Annotated in this window: 21 protein-coding genes and 1 pseudogene; 6 read left to right on the top strand and 16 right to left on the bottom strand. The window is 42.4% G+C overall.

Annotation, left to right across the window (positions count from 1 at the left end):
• Window positions 1–148 precede the first annotated feature (148 nt).
• The 13 genes and pseudogenes from WN50_RS18440 to proS all read right to left on the bottom strand — a co-directional run.
• Window positions 149–394: pseudogene (locus tag WN50_RS18440) on the bottom strand (hypothetical protein); the annotation flags it as partial.
• 124 nt (window positions 395–518) lie between these two features.
• Window positions 519–797, bottom strand: coding sequence for a YggT family protein (locus WN50_RS18435; protein ID WP_046280897.1), 279 nt, complete (start codon window positions 795–797; stop codon window positions 519–521).
• Window positions 798–886: 89 nt separating this feature from the next.
• Window positions 887–1,201, bottom strand: a complete 315-nt coding sequence (locus WN50_RS18430) for a ssl2009 family thylakoid membrane protein (RefSeq protein ID WP_046280898.1) — start codon at window positions 1,199–1,201, stop codon at window positions 887–889.
• A gap of 30 nt (window positions 1,202–1,231) precedes the next feature.
• Complete coding sequence (upp, locus tag WN50_RS18425) at window positions 1,232–1,891, bottom strand: uracil phosphoribosyltransferase (RefSeq protein ID WP_046280899.1); 660 nt, start codon at window positions 1,889–1,891, stop codon at window positions 1,232–1,234.
• Between the two features lie 699 nt (window positions 1,892–2,590).
• The gene (locus tag WN50_RS18420; RefSeq protein ID WP_046280900.1) at window positions 2,591–3,541 is read right to left on the bottom strand and encodes a F0F1 ATP synthase subunit gamma; all 951 of its coding nucleotides are present in this window, start codon (window positions 3,539–3,541) and stop codon (window positions 2,591–2,593) included.
• A 91-nt stretch (window positions 3,542–3,632) separates the two neighbouring features.
• Window positions 3,633–5,150, bottom strand: coding sequence for a F0F1 ATP synthase subunit alpha (gene atpA, locus WN50_RS18415; protein ID WP_046280901.1), 1,518 nt, complete (start codon window positions 5,148–5,150; stop codon window positions 3,633–3,635).
• Window positions 5,151–5,262: 112 nt separating this feature from the next.
• A complete protein-coding gene (gene atpH / locus WN50_RS18410) occupies window positions 5,263–5,808 on the bottom strand; it encodes an ATP synthase F1 subunit delta (RefSeq protein WP_046280902.1) in 546 nt (181 codons plus the stop codon).
• A gap of 8 nt (window positions 5,809–5,816) precedes the next feature.
• Complete coding sequence (locus WN50_RS18405; protein WP_046280903.1) at window positions 5,817–6,338, bottom strand: F0F1 ATP synthase subunit B; 522 nt, start codon at window positions 6,336–6,338, stop codon at window positions 5,817–5,819.
• Between the two features lie 53 nt (window positions 6,339–6,391).
• A complete protein-coding gene (locus WN50_RS18400) occupies window positions 6,392–6,877 on the bottom strand; it encodes a F0F1 ATP synthase subunit B' (protein ID WP_046280904.1) in 486 nt (161 codons plus the stop codon).
• A gap of 106 nt (window positions 6,878–6,983) precedes the next feature.
• Window positions 6,984–7,229 (bottom strand): ATP synthase F0 subunit C, encoded by a 246-nt coding sequence (atpE, locus tag WN50_RS18395; protein WP_009782610.1) that lies wholly within the window; start codon window positions 7,227–7,229, stop codon window positions 6,984–6,986.
• A gap of 121 nt (window positions 7,230–7,350) precedes the next feature.
• Window positions 7,351–8,106 (bottom strand): F0F1 ATP synthase subunit A, encoded by a 756-nt coding sequence (atpB, locus tag WN50_RS18390; RefSeq protein WP_046280905.1) that lies wholly within the window; start codon window positions 8,104–8,106, stop codon window positions 7,351–7,353.
• A 56-nt stretch (window positions 8,107–8,162) separates the two neighbouring features.
• Window positions 8,163–8,612, bottom strand: a complete 450-nt coding sequence (locus WN50_RS18385; RefSeq protein ID WP_072075601.1) for an ATP synthase subunit I — start codon at window positions 8,610–8,612, stop codon at window positions 8,163–8,165.
• A gap of 303 nt (window positions 8,613–8,915) precedes the next feature.
• Complete coding sequence (gene proS, locus WN50_RS18380; protein WP_049560146.1) at window positions 8,916–10,718, bottom strand: proline--tRNA ligase; 1,803 nt, start codon at window positions 10,716–10,718, stop codon at window positions 8,916–8,918.
• Window positions 10,719–10,848: 130 nt separating this feature from the next.
• Here proS and WN50_RS18375 point away from each other — a divergent pair, with 130 nt between their 5' ends.
• Window positions 10,849–11,133, top strand: a complete 285-nt coding sequence (locus WN50_RS18375) for a UPF0175 family protein (RefSeq protein WP_046280908.1) — start codon at window positions 10,849–10,851, stop codon at window positions 11,131–11,133.
• A gap of 1 nt (window position 11,134) precedes the next feature.
• Here WN50_RS18375 and WN50_RS18370 read toward each other — a convergent pair whose 3' ends face one another.
• The 3 genes from WN50_RS18370 to WN50_RS18360 all read right to left on the bottom strand — a co-directional run bounded on the left by WN50_RS18370 (window position 11,135) and on the right by WN50_RS18360 (window position 14,116).
• Window positions 11,135–11,722, bottom strand: coding sequence for a Uma2 family endonuclease (locus WN50_RS18370; RefSeq protein WP_046280909.1), 588 nt, complete (start codon window positions 11,720–11,722; stop codon window positions 11,135–11,137).
• Between the two features lie 95 nt (window positions 11,723–11,817).
• On the bottom strand, window positions 11,818–12,474 hold the full coding sequence (locus tag WN50_RS18365; protein WP_046280910.1) for a DUF1295 domain-containing protein: 657 nt from the start codon (window positions 12,472–12,474) through the stop codon (window positions 11,818–11,820).
• 61 nt (window positions 12,475–12,535) lie between these two features.
• On the bottom strand, window positions 12,536–14,116 hold the full coding sequence (locus WN50_RS18360) for a DUF655 domain-containing protein (protein WP_200906313.1): 1,581 nt from the start codon (window positions 14,114–14,116) through the stop codon (window positions 12,536–12,538).
• A 598-nt stretch (window positions 14,117–14,714) separates the two neighbouring features.
• Between WN50_RS18360 and WN50_RS18355 the strand changes: the two genes are divergently transcribed.
• From WN50_RS18355 to WN50_RS34165, 5 genes are all read left to right on the top strand, one after another.
• Window positions 14,715–15,116: a DUF7682 family zinc-binding protein gene (locus tag WN50_RS18355; RefSeq protein ID WP_046280912.1), complete on the top strand. Its 402-nt coding sequence runs from the start codon at window positions 14,715–14,717 to the stop codon at window positions 15,114–15,116.
• An 89-nt stretch (window positions 15,117–15,205) separates the two neighbouring features.
• Window positions 15,206–16,381, top strand: coding sequence for a cysteine desulfurase family protein (locus WN50_RS18350; protein WP_046280913.1), 1,176 nt, complete (start codon window positions 15,206–15,208; stop codon window positions 16,379–16,381).
• Window positions 16,382–16,661: 280 nt separating this feature from the next.
• A complete protein-coding gene (locus tag WN50_RS18345; protein WP_046280914.1) occupies window positions 16,662–17,411 on the top strand; it encodes a DUF1995 family protein in 750 nt (249 codons plus the stop codon).
• Window positions 17,412–17,455: 44 nt separating this feature from the next.
• Entirely contained in the window at window positions 17,456–18,211 is a 756-nt protein-coding gene (locus WN50_RS18340) for a metallophosphoesterase family protein (RefSeq protein ID WP_046280915.1), read from the top strand.
• A 516-nt stretch (window positions 18,212–18,727) separates the two neighbouring features.
• Window positions 18,728–25,033: a Calx-beta domain-containing protein gene (locus WN50_RS34165; RefSeq protein WP_046280916.1), complete on the top strand. Its 6,306-nt coding sequence runs from the start codon at window positions 18,728–18,730 to the stop codon at window positions 25,031–25,033.
• Window positions 25,034–25,039: the final 6 nt, after the last annotated feature.

The raw sequence follows: 25,039 nt of genomic DNA, 5'->3' as shown, positions 1-25,039 counted from the left end.
GGTATTTTTTGCCGACAATTTTGATAAAATCGCTCAATTTAAAACAGATAGGATAAGGATTTAACGGATTAAGCTATCTGTGAGATGCCAAGATATATGGGTTTTACAGTTAAGTTAATCCGTTCTTCCGCTTCTCTATCCGTTTTTAAATTGATGCCCATGCTCTCTCTGCCTGTGCTTGTCGAGCCATAGAATTGAGTTTGTTCACCCAAGGAAAACTAGGATTGTCTGACAGCAGTTTGCAGTAGCGATAGGCATCGTTGCGACTTTTAACTTGACCGTCTATCCATGCTTTGATGATGCTGTTACGAACAAACCTACCAGTACGGATAGCTTCGTCTAACTTTCTGTACTGGTATTGCGTTCCTTGCAGCTTCATTTCATACACAAGCATAGATTATCGGCATCAAGCCACGATAAACTTATGTTAGCATAAAATAATCCGTCGTGAACGACCTTGCTCTAAACCTGCTTCTCTTGGTAACGCGACTGAAGCACCCAACCTGAATCTTTGACTTTTAAACCAAACTATACAAAAGTTGGGGGAGAATTCCAGCCACAATTTGCAAGAGAAAAATGGCAATAATAGCCGAAAAGTCAATTCCTCCCAAGGGGGGAATAATGGAACGAAAAACATTCAAGTAAGGATCGGTCAACTGACTTAAAACCGAGAAGAAAGGATTACTCCAATCCACATTCGGAAACCAACTTAACAAGATTCTAATAAAGATTAGAACCATATAAATTTGTAGAAACTGAGCTATTGTATCAGCCAGTAAGCCTATTGGGGAACTCATAGAAGTTTATTGATTTTCTACTCAATTTTAAAGTTTGCCTTGTCTTTGATAGTTTATCACATTTTAGGTTCTAGGAGGATGTTCCCGTCTCAGGCATCCTCTTGCAGCGATTCGGAGTTTTCCGGGGTAACATTACCGTTAACGCTTCCCAACTGTTGGCGAACATCATCAATCGCCTGATTGAGTTGAGCAATTTTATCTTCAAGACTCAAACGGGCTATCTCGATATTCTCGGCGTCGTGTTGAGGGGATTTCTTCTTGGTTTTTTTCGCTTCGAGTAGCTGATTGCTTGAGTTGTCATTGGACATTCGCGAGGCTAACACCACCCCTAAAACGCCACCTATCATACTCCCCAAAGTCGCTCCGATCATCAATCCACTGGTAAACCCTTCTCGATTACTCATATGCGGTTTTCTCTTCTCAATAGCTTTATTTTACCCTTCGTGCGTCCCAAAGGTGCGATCGCCAGCATCCCCTAAGCCGGGTACAATAAACCCATTGTCATTTACTGTCTCATCAATAATCGCCGTATACACCTTAAGCTGAGGATAAGCTACACTCAACCGTTGTAACGCTGGGGGAGCGGCTACAATTGAAATAATCCGCGTTAACTCCGGATCGACTCCACGTTTGGTTAATTCCTCCATCGTCGCCATTATCGTTCCGCCTGTCGCCAGCATCGGTTCACTGACTAATACACGAGTTTGAGGATCAAAAGCCGGGGGAAGTTTATTGAGATAGCAACTACATTCTAAAGTTTCCTCGTTGCGTACCATGCCCAAATGATACACCGAAGTTAGGGGGACAACGCTTTGAATTCCCTCCATTAAAGCTAACCCCGCTCGTAAAATCGGAATCACCGCTAAAGGGACTTGAGGATTGACATAAGTCGCTGGACATTCCGCCAGAGGCGTTTGCACTGTCGTTTCTAGGATGGGAAGCCAGTCTCGCACCGCTTCATAGGTGAGCCATCGCCCCAATTCTGTCATCGCGGAACGAAAAATCGCCGAGGGGGTATTCACGTCACGAGCCACCGAGAGCCAGTGCTTGATCAACGGATGAGGAGGAACATAAATACGCAGTTGCAAAGCCATAGAGCCGATTCTATCTGCTGGAAATCCTCAACTATCATAACTCGCCAGTGCTGCCGTTCTGATCAATTCTCCTGATTTTTCGGCAGGTTCGATCAAAACACTCCAAATATTTGACAATTATTTTCAATAAGGCTATAGTAAGTTTTAGTGTTCTCCTCTCAAAGGATCGGCAGACGGGACGGCAGGTAATCAACCGCTCCCGTTTTTGTTTATTCTGAGGATGGCAGTTCAGGCTGACGGGGTGACAAGGAAGCTAGAGGCTAGACTAGATACGAGTCCGAGCTGCTGTGATCCCTTTTAAAACAAACCAGTTTATTGCATTGAGTTCTCATTTATTGAGGAGATCATCGCCCTATTGTCTGATGGACGCTACAGATTTCTAAATATAGCGCGAAGCGCTAGGCAAGAGGCAAAAGGCAAAAGGCAATCTTGCGGGAAAAAGTTCGGTATAGTCAGGCTTTTGGCTATTCTTCGTGCCGTACATTTGTAAATATATAGCAGAGAAAGAGTTGATTAGGACACTGTTTTTCTGTCAAATCCTTTTATGATAAAGGTTTCAATTCTGTCTCCAGTCTCGGTGTCTCCTGATTTCTGCTATACCAGCGCGAAGCGCTATACATAACTCTCTTATGGAATGAAGAAAAGGGCTGTGAATTTCACAACCCTGATGGTGTATCGCAAATTTTAGGCAGATGTCGTTTAACCGTTGAGCGCTTCCGCACCACCAACAACTTCTAAGAGTTCCTGAGTAATTGCAGCTTGTCGAGCTTTGTTGTAGGATAACGTCAAGCTTTTCATCAACTCTCCAGCATTCTCACTGGCGTTACTCATTGCAGTCATCCGGGCGGCTAACTCACTCGCGGTTGATTCTTGCCACGCCCGTAAAAGCTGGTTAGTCAAATACAAAGGTAACAAAGCATCCAGAATTTGCACTGGATCTTGTTCAAAAATCATATCACGGGGTAGAGTTTTCGGCGTGATTGCGACTTTTTCACGAGTAACATCCAGGTGTCCCCCGCTTGTCGTCAGGCGGAAGACTTCATCATCTTGAACTTCCAAGCCTTGAAGAGTAAGGGGAAGGAGTGTTTGAACCACAGGCCGTGAACTAATCAACGAAACAAATTTCGTGTAAATTAATTCTACCCGATCCACTTCTCCTGATAAAAACAACGAAAGAACTTCTTCCGCCGCATCTGCAACTTTATCGCCTGGGGGAGTTTTTTCAGGGTTTTCTGTCTTTTTTTGAATCGGTACATCCCGGCGTTGAAAATACTGAATGGCTTTACGTCCGACGAGGATATAAGTGCATTCAACCCCTTCAGCCATCAATTCTTTAGCGCGACTTTCCGCCCGTTTGATAATATTGCTGTTGTAGGTACCGCACAAACCCCGGTTGCCGGAAATCACCAGCAATCCTACTTTTTTAACATCCCGTTGTTCGAGTAAAGGAGAATCAAGATTCTCCAATTGTAGACGGGACTGCAAGGCATAAAGAACCCCGGCGAGTTTATCAGCAAAAGGACGAGTTGCTAAGACTTGTTCTTGAGCGCGACGAACTTTGGCAGAGGCAACTAAACGCATTGCCTCAGTAATTTTTTTTGTATTTTTGACTGAAGCAATGCGATCGCGAATCGCTTTTAAGTTTGACATAGCGTGGTCACTTATCAGTTATTTGTTAACAGTGACCAATGAGATTTTCTCAAAGCTAAATGCCGGATTTCTCACTGGTCACAAAACCTAACTAAGCAGAAACAAGGAAGGTTTGCTTAAATTCGCTAATTCCTTCTTTGAGGAGATTTTCGGCTTCGTCAGTTAAGACTTTTTCGCCTTGGACGATTTCGCAATACTTAGGCTTGTTGTTTTTCAGGTAATCCCGCAGTCCAGCAGCAAAAGAAACCACTTTTTCCACCGGAACTTCATCAAGATAACCGTTAATCCCCGTGTAAATAATCGCAACCTGCTCGAACAATTGCAGAGGCGAATTTTGGGGTTGTTTGAGGAGTTCGCGTAAGCGTTCACCCCGACCTAACTGTTTGCGAGTGGCTTCATCCAAGTCAGAAGCAAACTGAGAAAATGCCGCCAACTCAGCAAACTGGGCCAACTCTAGTTTAATCTTACCGGCAACCTTTTTAATCGCTTTGGTTTGAGCGGCAGAACCTACACGGGATACTGAAATCCCTGCGTTTACAGCCGGACGTAAACCGGAGTTAAACAAGTCAGCCGATAAGAAGATCTGACCATCGGTAATGGAAATTACGTTGGTGGGGATGTAAGCCGAAACGTCACCCGCTTGGGTTTCAATAATCGGCAGAGCCGTCATACTTCCGCCACCGAGTTTATCGTTCAACTTCGCGGCTCGTTCGAGGAGACGAGAGTGGAGATAGAAAACATCTCCGGGATAGGCTTCCCGACCGGGAGGACGACGCAGAAGCAGCGACATTTGACGGTAGGCTTGAGCTTGCTTCGACAAGTCATCATAGATGACGAGGGTGTGCTTACCCTTGTACATGAAGTATTCTGCGATCGCGGCTCCGGCGTAGGGCGCTAAGTATTGTAAGGTAGCGGGTTCACTGGCACTGGCAGCTACGATTACGGTGTAGTCCATTGCGCCTTTTTCGGCAAGGGTTCCTGCTACTTGAGCAACGGTAGAGGCTTTTTGACCGATCGCAACGTAGACGCAAATGACGTCTTCGCCTTTTTGGTTAATAATGGTGTCGATCGCGATCGCGGTTTTACCTGTTTGTCTGTCGCCAATAATCAGTTCGCGCTGACCTCTGCCGATAGGAATCATGGAATCAATCGCTGTAATTCCAGTTTGCATGGGTTCGCAAACGGAGCGGCGATCAACAATTCCAGGGGCAGGAGATTCGAGTAGACGAGATTCTGAGGCGTTGATTTCGCCTTTACCATCAATGGGACGAGCTAAAGCATCGACAATCCGACCCAGCATTCCTTCACCGACGGGAATCTCAGCAATTCTTCCGGTGGCGATGACGGAGGAACCTTCTTCAATTCCACGACCTTCTCCCATCAACACCGCTCCCACGTTGTCTTCTTCTAGGTTGAGGGCGATGCCGATTGTGCCATCTTGGAACTCTAGCAGTTCTGAAGACATGGCTTTGTCTAAGCCATAAATACGAGCAATCCCATCTCCGACTTGCAGAACGGTTCCGACGTTGGAGACTTTTACATCTTGGTCGTACTGTTGGATCTGCTGTTGAATGATGCTGCTGATTTCGTCTGGTCTAATTGCTACCATAGTTCTCTAGTCGTTAGCTCTGCAAGATTTCTGTTGTTGATTGGCAATTACAGTTATCAGTTTTGCAGTTATCAGTATTCACTCTTAACTGGTCACTGTAAACTGTAAACTGTTAAGCGTTCAGGCGAATTCCAATCCGACGCAATTGACCGCGCAGACTGGCATCAATCACCTGAGAACCGACTTTAATAATCACACCGCCGAGCAAATCGGGGTCAGTTTTGGTGATGATTTCTACATTCTCTGCGCCTGTTATCCCTTTAACTTTCTCGCAGAGGGTGTGTTTTTGACCATCGTTTAACTCAATCGCCGAGGTGACTTCTGCCAATACGGTTTTATTGAGTTGACGCAGTAGAGCGAGATACTGCTTGGCGATCGGTTCGAGAAAGGAAATCCGTCCTCGATCCACGAGAAGCATGGCAAAGTTTCGCACGTAGGGGTTGGCTTCCTCGCGGAAAATTTGCCCAATCACTGCTTTTTTGTCATCCCGTTTGATCACAGGATTTCCCAAAAACTTTCTCAACGGTTCGGAATTTTCCATCAATTCCAACAAAGAGCGGAGAATCTCTCCGATTTCGTTGGTTAGATTGTTTGACTTGGCTACTGACATCAAAGCCTGTGCGTAAGGCTCGACAATTTCACCGACAATTGCGCTCATTCATTACCTCACAATAACGCCAAACTGCGGTCAATTAATTGTTCTTGAGCAGAATGGTCAAGTTGTTCTTTTAGTCTGGCTTCTGAGCGTTCTAGAGCCATTGCTACGGCTACCGCGCGTAAAGTCGCGATCGCCCGTTCCCGTTCTCCATCCATTTCTTGACTTGCCGCAGCTTTCATGCGTTCGACATCCTGCACGGCCTGAGCTTCTATTTGAGCTTGAACGGCTTTGGCTCGTTCTTGGGCTTCGGCTCGAATGCGCTCGGCTTCGGCTTGAGCTTGAGTCAACTTTTGTTGTTGCTCGGCTAAAGCAACAGAGGCTTGTTTTTGACGTTGCTCTGCTTCTTGTATCGCCTGCTCGATATTGGCTCGTCTTTCACTGAGGAGCTTTCCTAAAAAACCTCGTCCAAAAAAGACTAGAACTCCAATCAATATGGCAAGGTTAATCAGGTTGCTGTCTAAAATATCGAAGTTGAAGCCAAACTCGCCTTCAGAGGCTGCCTCTGTAGCTAGTAATACTACGGTCTCCATGATGTTCTTCTCATAACTGCGCTGCTAACAGTTTGACCTAAAATAATTGAGGGTTATCTCACCAATTCAGGCCCTAATAGCTTTTCTAGAATTTGCCGACTGAGTGGTTCAATCTGTTGCTCTAAAGTTTCTAAAGCTTGTTGCTTTTCCTGCTCAATTTCCTGAGCAGCTTGCTCTCTTAGCTTTTGGGCTTCTTGTAGAGCCTCAGCCATTTTCTCCGATGCGATTTTCCGGGCTTCCGCCTGAGCGGTGGCAATCACATTTTGAGATTGCTTGCGGGTTTCTGCGAGTTCCTGCTCGTATTGTTGAGCTAACTTTTCCGCTTTTGTTAATCGCTCTTGAGCTTGCAGTCTATTTTCTCGAATGTACTCGGCACGCTCATCAATTGCTTTTCCGAGTGGCTTGTAAAAAATAGCATTTAAAATGACTGCAAGGAGCAAAAATTGTACAGCCATTAGAGGCAAGGTTGCATTTATATCAAATAGCCCACCCTCTTTTGCCGTTTCTTCAACTGCGAGTAGAATCGTCCAGTGCATCATTAGTTATTGTGTCTAGAGTTCCCATGCTGTCTGGTTTGAGAGTTTAGATTTCAGACTTTTTGGGTGAAGAATATCCAGTCTATCTAAAACCTAAACTCTAAACTTTTTACGCGAAGGGGTTAGCAAATAGCAACACTAGAGAAACGACAAGACCATAAATGGTCAGAGCTTCCATGAATGCCAAGCTCAACAGCAAAGTACCACGAATTTTACCTTCTGCTTCAGGTTGACGAGCAATCCCTTCTACAGCTTGACCTGCTGCATTTCCTTGACCAATACCAGGCCCAATTGCACCTAAACCTACAGCTAGAGCAGCAGCAATAACGGAAGCAGCAGCAATTAACGGATCCATAATGATTTCCTTACCTAAATGACGAAATTGACAATCAAGACAATACAAATCAACATCCTCTTTTCCACTCTCAGCACTATTCATCTCGGCTGAGAATTTTGAGGTCTACTCAGTTTTCACTTTAGTGATGTTCTTCACCATGCCCTTCTAGAGCTTCCCCAATATAGTTAGCTGCTAGAGTGGCAAAAATCAGTGCCTGAATGGAACCGAGGAATAAACCCAAGACCATCAACGGCAGGGGAATAAATAGAGGTACCAGAAATACCAACACCGCTACTACTAATTCATCCGCCAACACGTTACCGAACAGACGGAAGCTCAGAGAAAGAGGCTTGGTGAAATCTTCAATCACCCGGAAGGGGGCAAGAAAAGGTACTGGCTTGGCATAATCAGCAAAGTAGCCGACAACGCCTTTTTTGCTAATACCTGCGTAAAAATACGCGCCCGAGGTCAGCAGTGCTAATGCTATCGTTGTGTTAATGTCACTCGTCGGAGCGGCAAGTTCTCCTGCGGGTAGCTCAATGAGCTTCCAAGGAACTAATGCCCCTGACCAGTTCGACACAAAGATGAACAAAAATAATGTACCAACAAATGGTACCCAGGGGCGATATTCTTTTTCCCCGATTTGGTCTTTAGCCAGGTTGCGAACAAATTCCAGGACAAACTCCATGAAATTTTGCATTCCACTGGGAATACGCTGAATGTTGGTTGTTGCTAAAATAGCAGCCAACATTAGCACCGCTATCACAAACCAAGAGGTGAGGAAAATCTGTCCGTGTACTCTTAGATTGCCCAGCTCCCAGTAGAAGTGCTGACCGACTTCCAAACTGGCGAGGGGAAAACAGTTAATAGCGTTGAAAGATTCAAGCATTTGCATTCAAAAGGCTTCCCCTTACAAGTACAGGCCCCAAGTCTGACTTTGCCTGCAACAGACTAGCTCTCTGGCATCAGTGCTGTTTTCAGCACATACAGAATGAGCGCAGCTTTGTACGTCAGAAATCCCAAAAAGATGGGCAGAATCGATAAGCTATTCCATTGAGTTGCAACAACAATCAACCCAATAAATATACCTAACCGAGCTTTGCTCAGACGTTGTTGCTGTCTACCCAGTTTCTCAACGTCTTTTGCTAACATTCTTAAGTAAACCACACTTACAACCGCTCCTAATAAATAATTTAGAGCAATCTTGAGCGGATAAAAAAAGCAGACCGTCACAAAAATAACGCCTGTCAATATAACCGTCACGATTAGCAAGTCCTGCTGGAGCTGATAATACTCCTGCATGGAGGGGTCCGGTTCAGGATTAAGCACGCCTGAGTCGGAACTGTTCTCTACGGGGGGTGTGGTTTCTACTATGGAGTCAGACAAGGTAACAAAACTCACAAACTCAAACTTGGGTTTTTGGCTGCGCTCTGCAAGCCATCACTGATAATACCATGTATCGGTAACAAAAATGGCAATTTAGGCAAGAGGCAATCTTGTAAGAGGCAATCATGCAATCATGCAAAAGGCAACAGGCAATCATGCAATCATGCAAAAGGCAAGAGGCAACAGGCAAGAGGCAATCATGCAATCATGCAATTTTAAACTTCTGACTTCTGACTTCTGACTTCTGACTTCTTCGGAGTCCGGGGCGGGTTTAGATCAGTTATTGCTGGGAAACATAGATTCATTCGGAACCCGCCCCTACAATGCTGCTGCGATGGACTGCTGGAGATATTTGACGACATCTTCTATGGCGACTTCTTGGGAATTGTGGGTAGCTCGTTCAACAATCTCCACTTTACCCGATTTGAGCGATCGCCCTGTTACAATCCGATAGGGAATCCCGATCAAATCCGCGTCTTTGAACTTGACTCCGGCTCGTTCGTCGCGATCATCCAGTAATGTCTCAATTCCGGCTTTATTTAGCTGATTATACAGATTTTCTGCCACTTCTACCTGCTCACTATCGCCAATGTTAGGAATCGTAACAATAGCATGATAAGGTGCGATCGCTACAGGCCAAATAATCCCATCTTTATCATAAGATTGTTCAACCGCAGACTGGGCTAAACGCGACACCCCAACCCCATAACACCCCATGACTAAGGGAATTTCTTCGCCCTTTTCATTCGTACAGGTTGCTCCCATTATTTTAGAATATTTTGTTCCCAATTGGAAGATATGACCGACTTCAATTCCTCTGGCTGTTTCTAAGATTTGTTTGGCGTCGTGAACGGCGCGATCGCCTGCTTTTGCAGTTCTAATATCGACTACAAGTTTAGGCAATTCAAACTCTTTTTTCCAGTTCGCCCCAACAACGTGATATCCCGACTCATTCGCCCCCGTTACAAAATTATCCAACTCTACAGCCGTCTGATCAACCATTCGTAAAAACTTAGCGTTAACCTGCTTACTTCCGGTTATATAATCATCCGCTAAATCGGGTGCAATATAACCCAACGGCAACGGTTTAGCCGCCCATTTTTGTTGGGCTTCTTCATCAGGAACCGTTAACGAAATCACCGTTTTTGCTTCATATTGATCGGCTAATTTGGTTAACTCATTTTGCAACTTAACCTCATTAACATCTTGATCGCCCCGAATATTCACCAACACTAACACCGTCATCCCGTTATCAAAAATCGCCTGATAAAGAACATTTTTAACAATTTGCGTCGGCGAACATTTGAGAAAATTACACAGCGTTTCTATGGTTGCTGTATTCGGTGTTTCTCGTTTTTCATAGGTTTTAAACGCCGAAGGTTCGGCATCAGCAGGGAGAGAAACCGCCTTTTCAACATTCGCTGCATATTTGCCATCTTCGGTGTAGAGAACTTCATCTTCTCCCGCTTCAGCTAACACCATAAACTCTTGAGAACCCGATCCGCCTATCGCCCCAGAATCTGCTTCTACCGCCCGAAATGCTAACCCACAGCGCCGTAACATATTACGATACGCCTGATCCATCGCTTTATAGGTTTCTTTCAAACTGTCTTCATCGGTATGGAACGAATAGCCATCTTTCATTATAAATTCTCGTCCCCGCATTAACCCAAAACGAGGTCTAATTTCATCCCGAAATTTGGTTTGAATTTGATATAAATGTAGGGGAAGTTGTTGATAGGAACGGATCATTTCTTTAGCAATGGTTGTGATCACTTCTTCGTGAGTTGGCCCTAAGGCTAAATCTCGGTTACGGCGATCGGTTAAAGCAAACATAATCCCTTCTGCTTTAGTATAAGTATCCCATCGACCGGACTCTTGCCACAACTCCGCAGGTTGAACTTGAGGTAGCAAACATTCTTCGGCGCCGGTGGCGTTCATTTCTTCGCGGACTATTTGCGAAACTTTCTGCAAAACCCGCCACATGAGGGGAAGATAGGCATATATTCCGCTTCCAATGCGACGAATATAACCCGCACGAACCAAGAGTTTATGGCTGGGTATTTCGGCTTCGGCTGGATCTTCACGCAACGTTACAAATAACATTTTCGAGAGTCGCATGGTTTTGATTTCCTGTAGAGAGCAACATACTATTATCTCAGATTGTGGTAAGTTAATCGCCTATCGGCTTTAAAATGTATTATATTATTAGATAAACGAAGTTAAAATTTGAGTATTCTGAGGTAAAAAAATGTCATTTCGGAAACGGGAAGTAACTTTTACCATTACAGAGATTCCAGAATTTATCACTGAAGAACGATTTCTCGCCGCCCAAGAAAAAGCAAAAGAAGCCTTTGTTATGGACTTGCTACGCCATGCTGAAATTAGTGCTGGACGTGCCGCAGAAATGTTAAAAATTAATCGCGGACAATTATCTAATATAATGCGTGAATATAAAATTAGTCCTTTTGATGAAACCATGACTGTAGAGGACTTGCAAGAAGAAGTTACTCAAGTTATGAAAATATTACTGTAATTTAAGAGTTAAACTGAGGTGGAAATATTTTTGATAATTCTAAGGATAATTCTGGAAAACAAGGTAAAATAACGCTTTCATTCGATAACATAATTAACTTGCGACGATAACCAAAAGATTGATCAAGTTTTTGATAGGGTTCGCTGTAACATTCCAGTTGATAATCAATTAGGTTAAAAATCCAATACTCTTTGATATTATTTTCAGCATAAGCCATTAACTTGATTTCTTGATCATAATCTAAAGATGAATCAGATATCTCAATTAGCAGTAAAATATCCTCAGCCGTTGGATGAGAACTTAAATAATCATCTTCACGGTTAACAACAATAACCCGATCCGGTTCTGGTTCGCTATTGGAAGATAAAATAATCGGTTGTTGTCCTCTGAGAGTTGCTTTGTCTCCAATAAGCTTGTATAATTCCCGTTCTAAACGAGTCTCACAAACAGCGTGAGGGGTTCCTTTCGCCGCCATATCAAAAAATTCTCCGCTAATAAGTTCAACCCGATCATCTTCGGTAAAAAATCCGAGTTCAGTTAAACGGTGATATTCTGCTACTGTAAAACGTTTAGGAGTTGCGATCGCCATAATTCTCAACAGACTCAGGAATTATTTTGATTATAACAAAAAAGATGAGGATTGTATTAATACTTTTACCTCATCTCTTTTAATCCTAATGAAAATTACCAAATAAAGGGAATCAATCTGCGAGTATTTTGTTTGTATTCCTGATATTCGGGATATTTTTCGCTCATGCTGAGGTCTTTTTGATTCATTCTTAGTAGATAAAGTGCCATGACTTGCCCCGGTACAATATAAGCCCAGAGCGAACCCGCAACCACGGCAAAACTGAGATATCTCATCAAATCTCCGAAGTAGTTAATATTGCGAGAAAGTCGCCAAATATTATCTTGAACCAAACCCGCACCGAACTCTTTTGCGGTTAATTTTTGTGCGTCCGCACTGGCATTAATTAAACTGCCAAAAAAGAACAGAGGTAAAGCAATTCCAACCGTAATCATTGAAATGGGTTCGGGGTTAACAAAGGCTAAATAACCCGGAAGTGTGTAAAGAAACCCCACATAGAAGAGGATGAATATAAATTCAAACACTCCAGCAGGTTCATTAAATAACATCTCTCCACGCTTTGGATAAAACCATTGTTCAACCAACCACCAAACACAATAACTAATATGCAAACAGAGATAAATGACTTGCCGCACATCGTGAATTCCAAACAAGATTGCACAGCCAATTAACAAGAAAATTGGTATTGCTTTAGCAACATTAACTGCTGTAAGCTGGGTTATTTTAAATTGTTGATTTGCGGTATTTTCCATGATTTGAGTTGATAAACCTCTACTGATAATTTTAACTAAATTTCAAAATGATGTAGCATCCCTACCATGTTACCTGATCTCGTAATTTTTCAATCATTTTTGGCCCAACTCCGGGGACTCGTTGGAAGTCTTCTAGGGAAGTAAACGGTTGTTGTTGACGGGTTTGAATAATACGTTGGGCTAATTTGGGGCCAACGCCGGGTAAAGTTTCTAATTCTTCTAAAGTGGCGGTATTTAAGTTAATTTTGTATCCTAAACTCCAACGGGGAGGCTTTGAGACGCTTTCAATTTTTCCTTGACAAGCTTCTATCTCTTGTTGAATTTTTGCCAACATTCCCCCAGGAATTCCTAATGTTGCGGTATCATAGAGTCGATTAAATTCTCGGTTAAAATGGGCGGCGACTATGGGATTTTTAATCACAATTAAGGTTTCATCGTTGGTTGTATTGGCGGCTTCTGTCCAGTTGTGAGAACCTGTAATGACAACTTCATTATCAACAATTCCGAACTTATGATGTAACTTATCTCCGGGGGGTAAATTGGGAACACCGACAGTTGAAATGGGTTGTTTCCAGGGACGATTTTTCTCCTCATATTTGCAGTTATTCACCGCAGCAATACCCATCATATCTAACATTTCGCTATAGTCCCGATAAGCAAAACCCGGGTCAATAATTCCCTGTAATTTTATCGGAGGTTGAACGGTTGTTTCCATCATATCAACTAACCTTTGTTCTGAAAAAACAAACAATGCAAAATTGATTGATTGTTTGGTTTCAGTTAACGTTTTAGCAATTAAACCATTAACACTATTTTCCCAAGTTTGACTGCGAGTAGTCGGGGAAAATTGAACTAAAATAGGGGTATTTCCAACGGTAACATCTTCAACCCGACGATAGGGTTTTTTCGTCCCAAATTGGCTATCCGGTTGACCACCCGGGCCATCTCCCCACATCAAGTTAAATTCTTGAGTGAATAAACGGGCGAATTGGGAACTTTCAACTTTTAATAAATTATTGGCATTTCCGCGACTTTCCGGTTCGTCTAAGTCTCCATGAATATCACTGAGGGTAAAATTAGCGGAAGTGAGAATGATGGTTTTACCATCAACAATCACAAATTTATGGTGCATTAACCCTGATCCTTTTGAACCATCTGCGGTATCGTCTATCCAGGGAATTTTGGCATTATTGATGATAACTAAAGCGTCTCGTTGATTGATTTCTTCTGTAGAAAGTTGACCATCTTGATTAATATCAACTAATTTAACAAATTCTAAATAGCGATCGCGTTCTTGTTCAGGGAGTTGAGCGACTTCATTTTCTGTTAAACGACTCCAGGGACGACTATAATTATTTTCTAGGATGATTCTAACTTTAACCCCTGCTTGATGTCGGTTAACGATAACTTCTGCTAGTTGAGGTAAACGGAATTCTTGAACCGCGACATCTATAGTAGAAGTTGCCGTTTTAATTGTATCGATAAGAATTTGTTCGAGATCATCTCCCAGGCGAGTTTGTTGGCGATAGGGTTCGGTATAAACAGAAGCCTGAGATTGATTAAAGTAAGCTTGAATTAAAGGATCTTGAGTTAAGGTTTCAAGAAGCGGTTTTAAAGCCGATTGAGACGTTTTTTTATCCATCAAACAACGGCTGAAAAGAAATATAACTAAGACGACTGCTAAACCGATAATTAGTCTATTTTTCTGAAGTAAATGCACGGGTTTATGGAATGAGCGATCATTTATAGCAGAAGTCAGGAGACACCGAGACAGGAGACAGAATTGAAACCTTTATCATAAAAGGATTTGACAGAAAAACAGTGTCCTAATCAAAGGCTTCGACTGGTATATAAATATTATTTTAGTCAGCAGTCAACCGTCTGAGGATAGATTGTTATTGAGATTAACAAATTCTCTGACGAAGGTTTATTCTGTCCAGTTTTCCTGAGAATGTCAGCTTTTGAGGGATATTGTTGAGGTTGAGAATCTTAATATTTCCCAAATCTCTTCAAACCCGTTGATATTCTACACTTTTAACATTGGGACTAACAAGAGTGAGTTTTTCAAACACATCCGCTTGGGGGATGTCTCGGAAGGCAGGTAATCTATTAAATAGAGCTTAACTTAAATCTGTGCAAAGTTAGTTTTGCATAATATCCCGCAACCTTTAGTCGTACAAGGGTTGTAGGACTTCCTATTTTGTTCGCACGACCTGGGTCAGAACCCTCACATTAGTGTTATGCCTAGAAGAAAGAGAACATTTCAGTGTGGCCACAAGGGATATGGACAAATCTGCCATCGGTGTAAACACCAGCAAATGGTAGAACAGCGAGAAGATCAAGAGCTAGCAGAGAAACGAAATAAAAAGCAAGAATGGGAAGCGTCCTTCGAGCAAGATATCATCGATCTCAGAGGCTTACCTGATTATGTGGTCATTAAAGCACGGGCGATTCTAGCCGGATTAAGCGATGATAAAACCTACCGTGACTTTGGTGGGAAACGACTGCGACATAATCGCTTTATTATCAGTATTCCCGTGACTCGCAACTATCGGATGCTTTGTCAAGATAGCGGCAATTTTGTAGTCCCTCAGAGAATTCTCTCTCACGAAGATTACAACGTTTGTAAGCCAGGAGATTGATCCAACGCTATTGTAGACGAATCAAGGTGTTTCTGAGTTCCCCAAAAATTAGCCTTTCTCATTCAGACTGAAAAGAAACCAATAAACCTATGCAAATCTACTTAGACTATAGTGCAACCACACCTACTCGTTGCGAAGCGATCGCCGCGATGCAAGCCGTTCTCACGCAACAATGGGGCAATCCTTCCAGCTTACATGAATGGGGTCAAAGGTCAGCAACCGTGTTAGAAAAATCTAGAAGCCAAGTTGCTCATCTGATTAACGCTCCCCCTGAATCAATTATTTTTACATCAGGCGGTACTGAAGCCGATAACATGGCTATTATGGGCGTGGCTCGATGTTATTCTACGCCTCAACATCTGATTATTTCCAGTGTCGAACATTCCGCGATCGCCGAACCTGCAAAATTACTGGAACAATGGGGATGGCAGGTAACACGTCTGCCAGTGGATCGCCTGGGGAGGGTTCATCCGTTAGACTTGCAAGCGGCAATACAACCCAATACTGTCTTAGTATCGGTGATTTACGGACAAAGTGAAATCGGCACGTTACAACCGATTGAAGCGTTAGGCAAAATTGCCCGATCTCATGGGGTTTTATTTCATATCGATGCGGTACAAGTCGCTGGACGAATACCGATCAATGTTCAAACTTTACCGGTTGATTTATTATCGCTTTCCAGTCACAAACTTTATGGCCCTCAAGGAAGCGGCGCCCTTTATGTCAAGCCCGGAGTTGAACTCAAACCTCTGTTAACCGGAGGAGGCCAAGAAACGAAGTTACGCTCTGGAACTGAAGCGGTTCCGGGGATTGTGGGGTTTGGAGTTGCGGCCGTACTCGCACTAGAAGATATGGTAACAGAAACTCCTCGGTTAATTCAGTTACGCGATCGCTTGTTTGATTTATTAGCTGATGTCCCGGATTTAATTCCCACAGGCGATCGCATTCACCGATTACCCCATCATGTTAGTTTTTGTTTAAAGCCGCAAATGGGGGAAAGTTCATCACAGATTACTGGAAAAACCCTCGTTAGACAAATGAATCTCGCTGGAATTGGCATTAGTGCAGGTTCGGCTTGTCATAGTGGGAAACTCAGCCCGAGTCCGATTTTATTGGCGATGGGATATGACGAAAAAACGGCTTTAGGGGGAATTCGCCTGACTTTAGGACGAGACACGACAGAAGCGGATATTGATTGGACAGCAATGGTTTTAAAACAAATTCTCCAACGACTCAAACCTTTACCTGTTGTTGTTAGGGTGTAAACGGGTAGGGGCGGGTTCCGCAAAAATCTATATTTCCCAGAAACAACTTAGATAAACCCGCCCTCAACTCAACAGGGATTTTAATTTCTATCTAAAAGCCTCAGTCCTTGCACATAGGACTAGGTTGAAGGGGGCGGGTTTATGCAGACTGTTGCTGAGAAGACATCCATTTATGGGGAACCCGCCCCTACAAATTACCTAATTTCAAGAATTCAAATTAAGATACAATACTTAGAGAAATTAGATTTTTAACAAGATTCTAGGTAAACCTTGACCGTTTATGACGCAATTACCCACAAGTATAGAAGAAGCTGTAGAACAGGCCAAACAAGCAACTCAAGCCGCTCTCAATGACGGTTATAAACTGCTGCAAGTGGAGTTAGTTTTTCCAGAAATTGAACTACAAGCTCAAGCCATTGCTCAACAATTTATTCCGGCTATTGAACAATCTGATCTGATTCTGAAAGTCTTTTTTCCAGATACCGGGGCGGCTGCATTAGCCCGTCGAGATTGGGGAGAAACCCCGTTTCGAGTTAGCGATCTCGGAAGTAGTCGTTCTCCGATAGAAAGCCGTCTTCAAGACGATGATGGACGGTTTTTAGTGGTTTCTCCGGCTGCGGTGGAGGTCGAACAAGTCGAAAAATTATCTCGGTTAGCAGGTGATCGCGCCACGATTTTACTTAATCCTCGCTTAGAAGATGTTGCTATTATAGGTATAGGCTATGCTGCTCGCGCCTTGCGTGAACGGTTTATTAATACGATTGAATCCTGCTATTATCTCAGACCCCTAGAAGGTGATGTCGTACTCTATCGCTGTTATCCCTCTTTATGGGAAGTCTGGCAAGAAATTGACGGAGAATATCAGCTTATTACTCAAGAACAAACTAAGCCCGTTGGAGATCAGCTCGATCAAATATTAGCAGGAACTAGCCCAAGCCAGGGAGATTCTACCGAGTCCGCCAAACCTCAGCCGAAAAAGCAAAGCTTTCTGGCGGGACTGCAAAGCTTTCTGAATGCTCTGAGTCGATAAAGCCTGATCTCCATTTTTCATAGAGGAACCCCCGGTGAAAGACAATGCCAAACCGACGCCTGATCATTGGTGATGTACATGGGCATTATGATGGCATGATGACGCTTCTCGAAAAACTTGCTCCTGGAGAAGAAGATCAGGTCTATTTTCTCGGAGATTTAGTAGATCGTGGCCCAAAAAGCGCTCAAGTCGTCGATTTTGTTAAAAATAGTCCTTATCGTTGTTTGATGGGAAACCACGAACAATTGATGTTAAATGCCTTACCGGAAGTTGGAAAAAATACTTCGGCTTGGCAGGCTTGGCTTTATAGTGGCGGACATTCGACGATTAACAGTTATCAAGAAGCGGGTATGATGCCCCGTGATCATCTTCAGTGGATGCGATCACTTCCGGTTTTTTTAGACTTAGGAGATGTCTGGTTAGTTCATGCGGGAATTCATCCCAATCTGCCTCTTTCTCAACAAACTGAAGCTGAATTTTGCTGGATCAGACGCGAATTTCATAATATCCCTAAGCCCTATTTTAACAATAAATTGATTATTATTGGTCATACGATTACGTTTACGTTTGATGGCATAGAACCCGGAACTTTAGTTCAGGGACAAGGATGGTTAGGGATTGACACAGGAGTTTATCATGCTAAAAGTGGTTGGTTAACTGGACTTGATATCAACAATAAGAAGGTTTATCAAGTGAATGTTTTACATCGTAATAAAGTGCGGATTTTGCCTTTAGAAGAAGTCGTGACTCAGCTTAAACGTCCCTCTTTTCTCGCTCGTTTGCGGTATGTTCGTCCTTAAAAAAGCATCAAAAATTCATATAACTTGACATTCGTTATCACATTAGCGAGGATTTTGACAGAGGTTAAGCGGGGGTTACGGATCACACCCAAACCCTAAAATGACACGGTTTTATAGCAGAGAAAGAGTTGATTAGGACACTGTTTTTCTGTCAAATCCTTTTATGATAAAGGTTTCAATTCTGTCTCCTGTCTCTTGTATTTTTTGTAAGCTTGATGGTATGATAGACAAGATCTGGGTAATTGTTTTGAGCCATTATTAATACTCAACTCGAAATCAATCGTAATCTCGAGGTTTTTGTTTCTATCTCTTGCATTTTCCTCTTAGCCTCAAATCTCATCAAATATTAAAACGAAAACGAGAGTTAAACTTGATTCGAGAAAAACTCTTGAAATGTTTACTTTGTTCGTTCTAGGAATCTAGCAAAAATAGGAGTAAACCCTACCCTCATTGAAAATATCGCCTGAAAACAATTCAAAGCGTCTTTTTTGATTACTAATTCTCTAAGCCTTTGCGATGCGTAAAAATAGCGTTTTAACAACTATAAATCCTCTAGTCTTAGCCCCATTCGCTCATCCTAATCTCTGTTCTGACTCTGCTATTGCCCTGATTGATTCTAGCATAAACGATTATCCTGATCTGATCTCGGGGATTAGTCCAGGAACAGAAATAGTCTTGCTTGATCGCGATCGCAATGCTATTATCCAAATAGCGGAAATCCTCAAACAATACCCAGCTTTTGCTTCCGTTCACCTGATTAGTCACGGTTCACCCGGATGCTTGAACTTAGGGAATGTTCAGCTAAATTCTCACACCCTCCCTGGCTATACTTCTAGACTTAAGTCTTGGTTTCCGTCATCTTCCCAGCATGGGAGTATTTTAGTCTTATATGGATGTGAAGTCGCAGCCGGGAAAGAAGGTCAAAATTTCTTAAAACAACTGAGTGATATTCTAGGAATAGAGATTATTGCATCTTCCCAGCGAGTGGGAAACCCTAAGTTTGGGGGAAGTTGGAATTTTGACTGGAAGACGGGAAAACAAACGATTTACCCAATTTTTTCAGAGACTTTTAAGCAAACTTATCCCGGAGTATTCGCTACTATTACTGTCAATAGTAATGCGGATAACACGATAGCGGGGGATGGCTTAGTTACCCTACGAGAAGCTATTATTACTGCTAACAACGATTCTACAGGAGATACGATTGTATTTCATCCTAGCCTAGCTAATTCTACCATAACTCTAAACGGTTCGCAACTGGTCATTACCAGCGCTCTCACAATTAACGGTTTAGAAACTGATATTCTTATTAGCGGGAACAACAATTCCCGTGTTTTTCTGATTGATGATAACACAAATGACCAAATTAATGTCATCATCCAGGGATTAACCCTTGAAAAGGGAACAGTCACCGGAAGCGAAGATGGGGGCGGAATTTATAATCAAGAAAATCTTACCCTAAATCAAACGATTATTCGCAATAATGTTTCAAACGATGATGGGGGAGGAATTGGCAATGATGGAACTCTGACTATTATAAATAGTAGCATTATTAACAACGTTGCTCAAGGTAATAGTAGCGAGGCGAGTGGCGGTGGGGGACTGATTAATACAACGAATGGTACTGTTACTCTTAGCAAGAGTTGGTTTGATGGAAATACCGCTAAAAATGGGAGTGCTATTCGCAATGAGGGTATTTTGAGTTTAACAGAAAGTACCGTTAGTAATAATAGTGCGATCGCTGGGGGGATTTTTCCCAGTGCTATTGTTAATACGACGGGAACATTAACAATAGAAAATAGCACCATTAGCAGTAACCCAGTTTCGGGGATTGTTAATACAGGAGTTGTTAACAAGATTAATCATAGCACAATTGCGGGAAATCAAGGTTATGCTATTGACAACCAAAATACTGTTAATGTTCTCAGCAATAGTATTTTAGCGGGAAATCAAAATAATACTTTGGTTGGAAACACTCAAACCAATAACTTAACCGGAACTTTTGCAGAAGTTGGACTCAATTCTACACTTGTTAATAACGGAGGTTCAACTCCGACTCATAGTTTATTATCGGGAAGTCTTGCTATTAATACAGCCGATCTATCTACTGCAAAAACAACCGATCAACGGGGAATATCTAGAGATAGTTTACCTGATATTGGTGCTTATGAAGCAATTTTACCCTTGAGTGTTGTCATTAATGAAATTGCTTGGATGGGAACAGCGAATAGCGTTAATGATGAATGGATCGAACTGTACAACCCAGGTTATACAAGCATTAACTTGAGTGGTTGGAAATTGGAAGCGAGTGACGGAATTCCTAATAAAACAATTCCCAATGGAACAATTATCGCACCTGAAGGTTATTTATTACTAGAACGAACAGATGAGACTACTGTTAATAATATCACAGCCGACTTGATTTATACAGGAGCCTTAGGAAATGAGGGAGAAACTCTAACTTTAAAATCTCCTGATGGGAATATTATTGATATTGTGAATGAGGATGGTGGAGACTGGGTAGCGGGAGAAAATTCTGCTAAATTTACAATGGAACGGATCGATCCGACTTTACCCGGAGATGATAATAATTGGCGTACAAATGATGGACTAACAATTAACGGTGTTGATGCGAATAATAACCTAATCTATGGTACACCAAAATCAGTCAATTCCCTCGGTGCAATTCCTAACCTCGTGGTGAATGATGTTAATAGTTTAGAAACGGATAGCGGAACTATCAATACTACTTTTACCGTTAGCCTTTCTCATCCAACCAGTAAAACGGTTACAGTTAGTTATGCTACCGCAGACGTTACCGCAATACAAGGAACAGACTACACCTCAAAAACAGGAAGTCTGACATTTGAACCGGGAGAAACGAGTAAAACTGTTAACGTGAGTATCGCGGGAGATAGCTTATTTGAAGCAGATGAAACGTTTAATTTAGTTCTCAGCAACCCATCGAATGCAGGGATAACAGATGGAACCGGAGAGGGTACTATTCAAGATAATGATACTGCTCCGACGGTGAATTTTGCAACGGCTAGCCAAAGCGGTGAAGAAGGGAAAATAATAACGGCTATTATTCAACTGTCTGCTGTAGCGGGAGTTGATATTACGGTTCCGTTTGCGGTGACAGGAACAGCAACCAATAACAGCGACTATACTATTAACCTAAGTTCAATTATAATCCCTGCGGGAAATTCTCAACGTATTATTTCACTGAATTTGAGTCAAGATAACCTTGATGAAGTGAATGAAAGCATTATCTTAACCTTAGAAACACCAACTAACGCTTCAGTTGGGGAAATTTCAACTCATACTATTACGCTGGAAGATCTTGATCCTCCTCCTAATGTTAGCCTTAGTTTGAGTGATGCTGCTTTTTCTGAAACTGCAAATACAACCACTATTACTGCGAGTTTAGATGCGGTTTCTAGCCAAGATGTAACGGTTCATTTAAACTTCGCAGGAACAGCAACGTTTGGGGTAGACTACACGGCTAATAATACATCGATCATTATTCCAGCAGGGGAGATTGAAAACAGTATTACGTTAACCGGAAAGATAGATAATCTCGCAGAAGTAAACGAAACGGTAGAAGTTAGTATTGATAACATTATCAACGGCACGGAGACGGAAACTCAAACGGTAACTACGACTCTCATTGATAATAATACTCCTCAAGTTATTGTAACTCCGAACACCCTCGATATTAGCGAAGGAGAGACAACAACTTACACCCTTCAACTCGCCACCCAACCGACTCAACCTGTTAGTATTTCTATTGATACGGGAAGCCAGGTTCAAGCAGTTTCTTCTGTTATTTTTGATGAGACAAACTGGAATATTCCCCAACCCGTTACTATTACAGCAATAGATGATACGGTTCTTGAAGGAAACCACAGCCAAACCCTAATTCATGCCGTTACTAGCAATGATGGAAATTACGATAATATTGGGGTGGGAAATGTTGAGGTTGATATTGCAGATAATGAGATTAGTTACAGTTTATCGGTTAACCCGACAGAAATAACTGAAGGAAATACTAGCAGTAAAACGGTTACTTATACTATAACTCGAACTGGAAATCAGAGTCAACAGAGTCAGATTAATTATAGCTTTCAAGGTACGGCGACTCCTGAAATAGACTATAGCAATATTAGGCTTGAGGAAACGGTTGTCAATAAAAGCGGAAACATTACCTTTGAGGTTGGAGAAACAACTCAAACCCTGACAGTAGATATTTTAGGAGATGAAATATTTGAACCCGAAGAAACTCTCGAACTTAGTCTCACTTCATCGGAAACAAAGACTTTTAATAATTCTCCTCTCAGTATTGCGATCGCCAACGATGATCCGCTTCCTATTATTAATTTTGAACAGACTACTTACACCGTTAGTGAACTTGCGGAAACTGCAACGATTAATATCAGTCTGAGTCACCCATCTAGTTCAGCTATTAGTGTTATTTATTCTACCGCAAACGGAACAGCAATAGCAGGAACAGACTACACTGAAACAACAGGATCTCTAACCTTTAACCCCGGAGAAACTGAAAAAAGTTTTACAGTTCCGATTCACAATGATGATATTATAGAAGCAGATGAAACGGTAGACTTGCAACTTTCTAACCCCACAGGTGCGACTCTCGGAACAAGTGACACCGCAGAATTAATAATCACGGATAATAAGACTGCAACGGTTAGTTTAGAACAGACTACCTACACGGTTAATGAAACGGATAGTTTTGTTGAAATAGTAGTGAATCTTGATCAAGCTGTGAGTATTCCGGTTAGTATTGATTATACTACGATGGGAGGAACAGCAACAGCAGGAGACGACTACACAGCTACTCGCGGAGTTCTTACTTTTAACCCTGGAGAAACGCAAAAAATCATCAGCATTCCTATTTTAGATGATCAAGATATAGAAGAAGATGAAACGGTTAATTTTGCACTCACAAACCCGAACCCTAGTCAAAAACTAATATTGGGTTCACCTGATACAACCATTCTGACTATTATTAGTGATGATCTTCCAACTCCAACTCCAACACCGACAGTAGAACCAACTCCAACTATTGAACCAACTCCAACTATTGAAATAACTCCAACTGTTGAAATAACTCCAACTGTTGAACCAACTCCAACTGTTGAACCAACTCCAACTGTTGAACCAACTCCAACACCAACTGTTGAACCAACACCAACTGTTGAACCAACACCAACTATTGAACCAACTCCAACTATTGAACCAACGCCGACAGTTGAAATAATTCCAACTCCAACTGTTGAACCAACTCCAACTATTGAACCAACTCCAACTATTGAAATAACTCCAACTCCGATAGTTGAACCAACTCCAACTGTTGAAATAACTCCAACTCCAACTGTTGAACCAACTCCAACTGTTGAACCAACGCCGACAGTTGAAATAATTCCAACTCCAACACCAACTGTTGAAATAATTCCAACTCCAACACCAACTGTTGAAATAACTCCAACTGTTGAAATAATTCCAACTCCAACTCCAACTGTTGAACTAACTCCAACTCCAACTGTTGAACCAACTCCAACTGTTGAACCAACTCCAACACCAACTGTTGAAATAATTCCAACACCAACACCAACTGTTGAAGCAACACCAACTGTTGAAATAATTCCAACACCAACACCAACTATTGAAGCGACTCCAGAGCCGATTTTTGAACCCACTTTTGAACCCCAACCCACTGCTATCTTTGAGGTTCCTGGTTCATCAGATATCTTTGATCTCACCGCTTACATTCCTCCTATCACACCCCCTAACCGACCTTTTGATCTCAAATTCGATGTAGAATTAAAAGCAGAAGCGATCGCATTTCCGACAAATGCTTCAGATCGCATTATTGGAACATCCGCAGATAACCAAATTTTTGGCTTGTTAGGGAGAGATAGCCTGTTTGCGGGTGAAGGTGACGATATTGCGATCGCAAATGAAAATGACGACTATCTCAGTGGAGATGAAGGAAACGATACCCTTCACGGTGGAGAGGGAAATGATACTCTCCAAATGGGTTTAGGTGATGATCAAGGGTTTGGAGATCAGGAAAATGATTATATTTCTGGTGAAAATGGAGAAGATCATCTGTATGGAGGTTCGGGAAGCGATCGCATTTTTGGGGATGACGGAAACGACTGGATCAATGGAAATACCGAAGCCGACTATTTAGCAGGAGATGAAGGAAACGATAGCTTGTATGGGGGGAAAGGTGAAGATACTTTGCAAGGGGGTATCGATAATGATTATATTGAAGGAAACCTCGAAGAAGACTGGATCGAGGGAAATGGGGGAAATGATACGCTATGGGGAAATGAAGGAAACGATACACTGTCTGGTAATGATGATAATGATATTCTGTATGGTGGGGTTGGAAACGACTGGCTAGATGGAAACCAGGGAGACGATCAAATTTTTGGGGATATCGGGGATGACACCCTAGATGCAGGTGAAGGAAACGATCGCCTTTCAGGAGGGGATGGAGATGACTGGTTAGTGGGAGAAGAGGGGGAGGATACCTTGTCAGGTGGGGAAGGAGGCGATCGCTTTTTTGTATCACCAGGTTCAGGTTTGGATCTGTTGCTTGACTTTGAGGATGGTCAAGATCTAATCGTTCTCGATGGCGGGTTGAGTTGGGAACAGTTAGCCATCTCCCGGCGCCCAGATTCTCTCATTCTAACTATAGCACAAACCGGAGAAGAATTGATCAAATTATTGGCAATTGACTCCTTCACCGTTGATGATGTCTTGAACCGCTCAATTTTCCCAAACAATTAGAGGTAT

This window comes from Limnoraphis robusta CS-951, assembly GCF_000972705.2.
Note: the sequence above shows the minus strand (reverse complement) of the source record. Positions and strands in the feature narration are given on the sequence as shown.

Bases quoted from the DNA above. Each gene is read 5' to 3' on its own strand.
- WN50_RS18435 (WP_046280897.1), bottom strand. From the start codon at position 797: ATGAGTTCCCCAATAGGCTTACTGGCTGATACAATAGCTCAGTTTCTA.
- WN50_RS18430 (WP_046280898.1), bottom strand. From the start codon at position 1,201: ATGAGTAATCGAGAAGGGTTTACCAGTGGATTGATGATCGGAGCGACT.
- upp (WP_046280899.1), bottom strand. From the start codon at position 1,891: ATGGCTTTGCAACTGCGTATTTATGTTCCTCCTCATCCGTTGATCAAG.
- WN50_RS18420 (WP_046280900.1), bottom strand. From the start codon at position 3,541: ATGTCAAACTTAAAAGCGATTCGCGATCGCATTGCTTCAGTCAAAAAT.
- atpA (WP_046280901.1), bottom strand. From the start codon at position 5,150: ATGGTAGCAATTAGACCAGACGAAATCAGCAGCATCATTCAACAGCAG.
- atpH (WP_046280902.1), bottom strand. From the start codon at position 5,808: ATGAGCGCAATTGTCGGTGAAATTGTCGAGCCTTACGCACAGGCTTTG.
- WN50_RS18405 (WP_046280903.1), bottom strand. From the start codon at position 6,338: ATGGAGACCGTAGTATTACTAGCTACAGAGGCAGCCTCTGAAGGCGAG.
- WN50_RS18400 (WP_046280904.1), bottom strand. From the start codon at position 6,877: ATGATGCACTGGACGATTCTACTCGCAGTTGAAGAAACGGCAAAAGAG.
- atpE (WP_009782610.1), bottom strand. From the start codon at position 7,229: ATGGATCCGTTAATTGCTGCTGCTTCCGTTATTGCTGCTGCTCTAGCT.
- atpB (WP_046280905.1), bottom strand. From the start codon at position 8,106: ATGCAAATGCTTGAATCTTTCAACGCTATTAACTGTTTTCCCCTCGCC.
- proS (WP_049560146.1), bottom strand. From the start codon at position 10,718: ATGCGACTCTCGAAAATGTTATTTGTAACGTTGCGTGAAGATCCAGCC.
- WN50_RS18375 (WP_046280908.1), top strand. From the start codon at position 10,849: ATGTCATTTCGGAAACGGGAAGTAACTTTTACCATTACAGAGATTCCA.
- WN50_RS18370 (WP_046280909.1), bottom strand. From the start codon at position 11,722: ATGGCGATCGCAACTCCTAAACGTTTTACAGTAGCAGAATATCACCGT.
- WN50_RS18365 (WP_046280910.1), bottom strand. From the start codon at position 12,474: ATGGAAAATACCGCAAATCAACAATTTAAAATAACCCAGCTTACAGCA.
- WN50_RS18360 (WP_200906313.1), bottom strand. From the start codon at position 14,116: ATGGATAAAAAAACGTCTCAATCGGCTTTAAAACCGCTTCTTGAAACC.
- WN50_RS18355 (WP_046280912.1), top strand. From the start codon at position 14,715: ATGCCTAGAAGAAAGAGAACATTTCAGTGTGGCCACAAGGGATATGGA.
- WN50_RS18350 (WP_046280913.1), top strand. From the start codon at position 15,206: ATGCAAATCTACTTAGACTATAGTGCAACCACACCTACTCGTTGCGAA.
- WN50_RS18345 (WP_046280914.1), top strand. From the start codon at position 16,662: ATGACGCAATTACCCACAAGTATAGAAGAAGCTGTAGAACAGGCCAAA.
- WN50_RS18340 (WP_046280915.1), top strand. From the start codon at position 17,456: ATGCCAAACCGACGCCTGATCATTGGTGATGTACATGGGCATTATGAT.
- WN50_RS34165 (WP_046280916.1), top strand. From the start codon at position 18,728: ATGCGTAAAAATAGCGTTTTAACAACTATAAATCCTCTAGTCTTAGCC.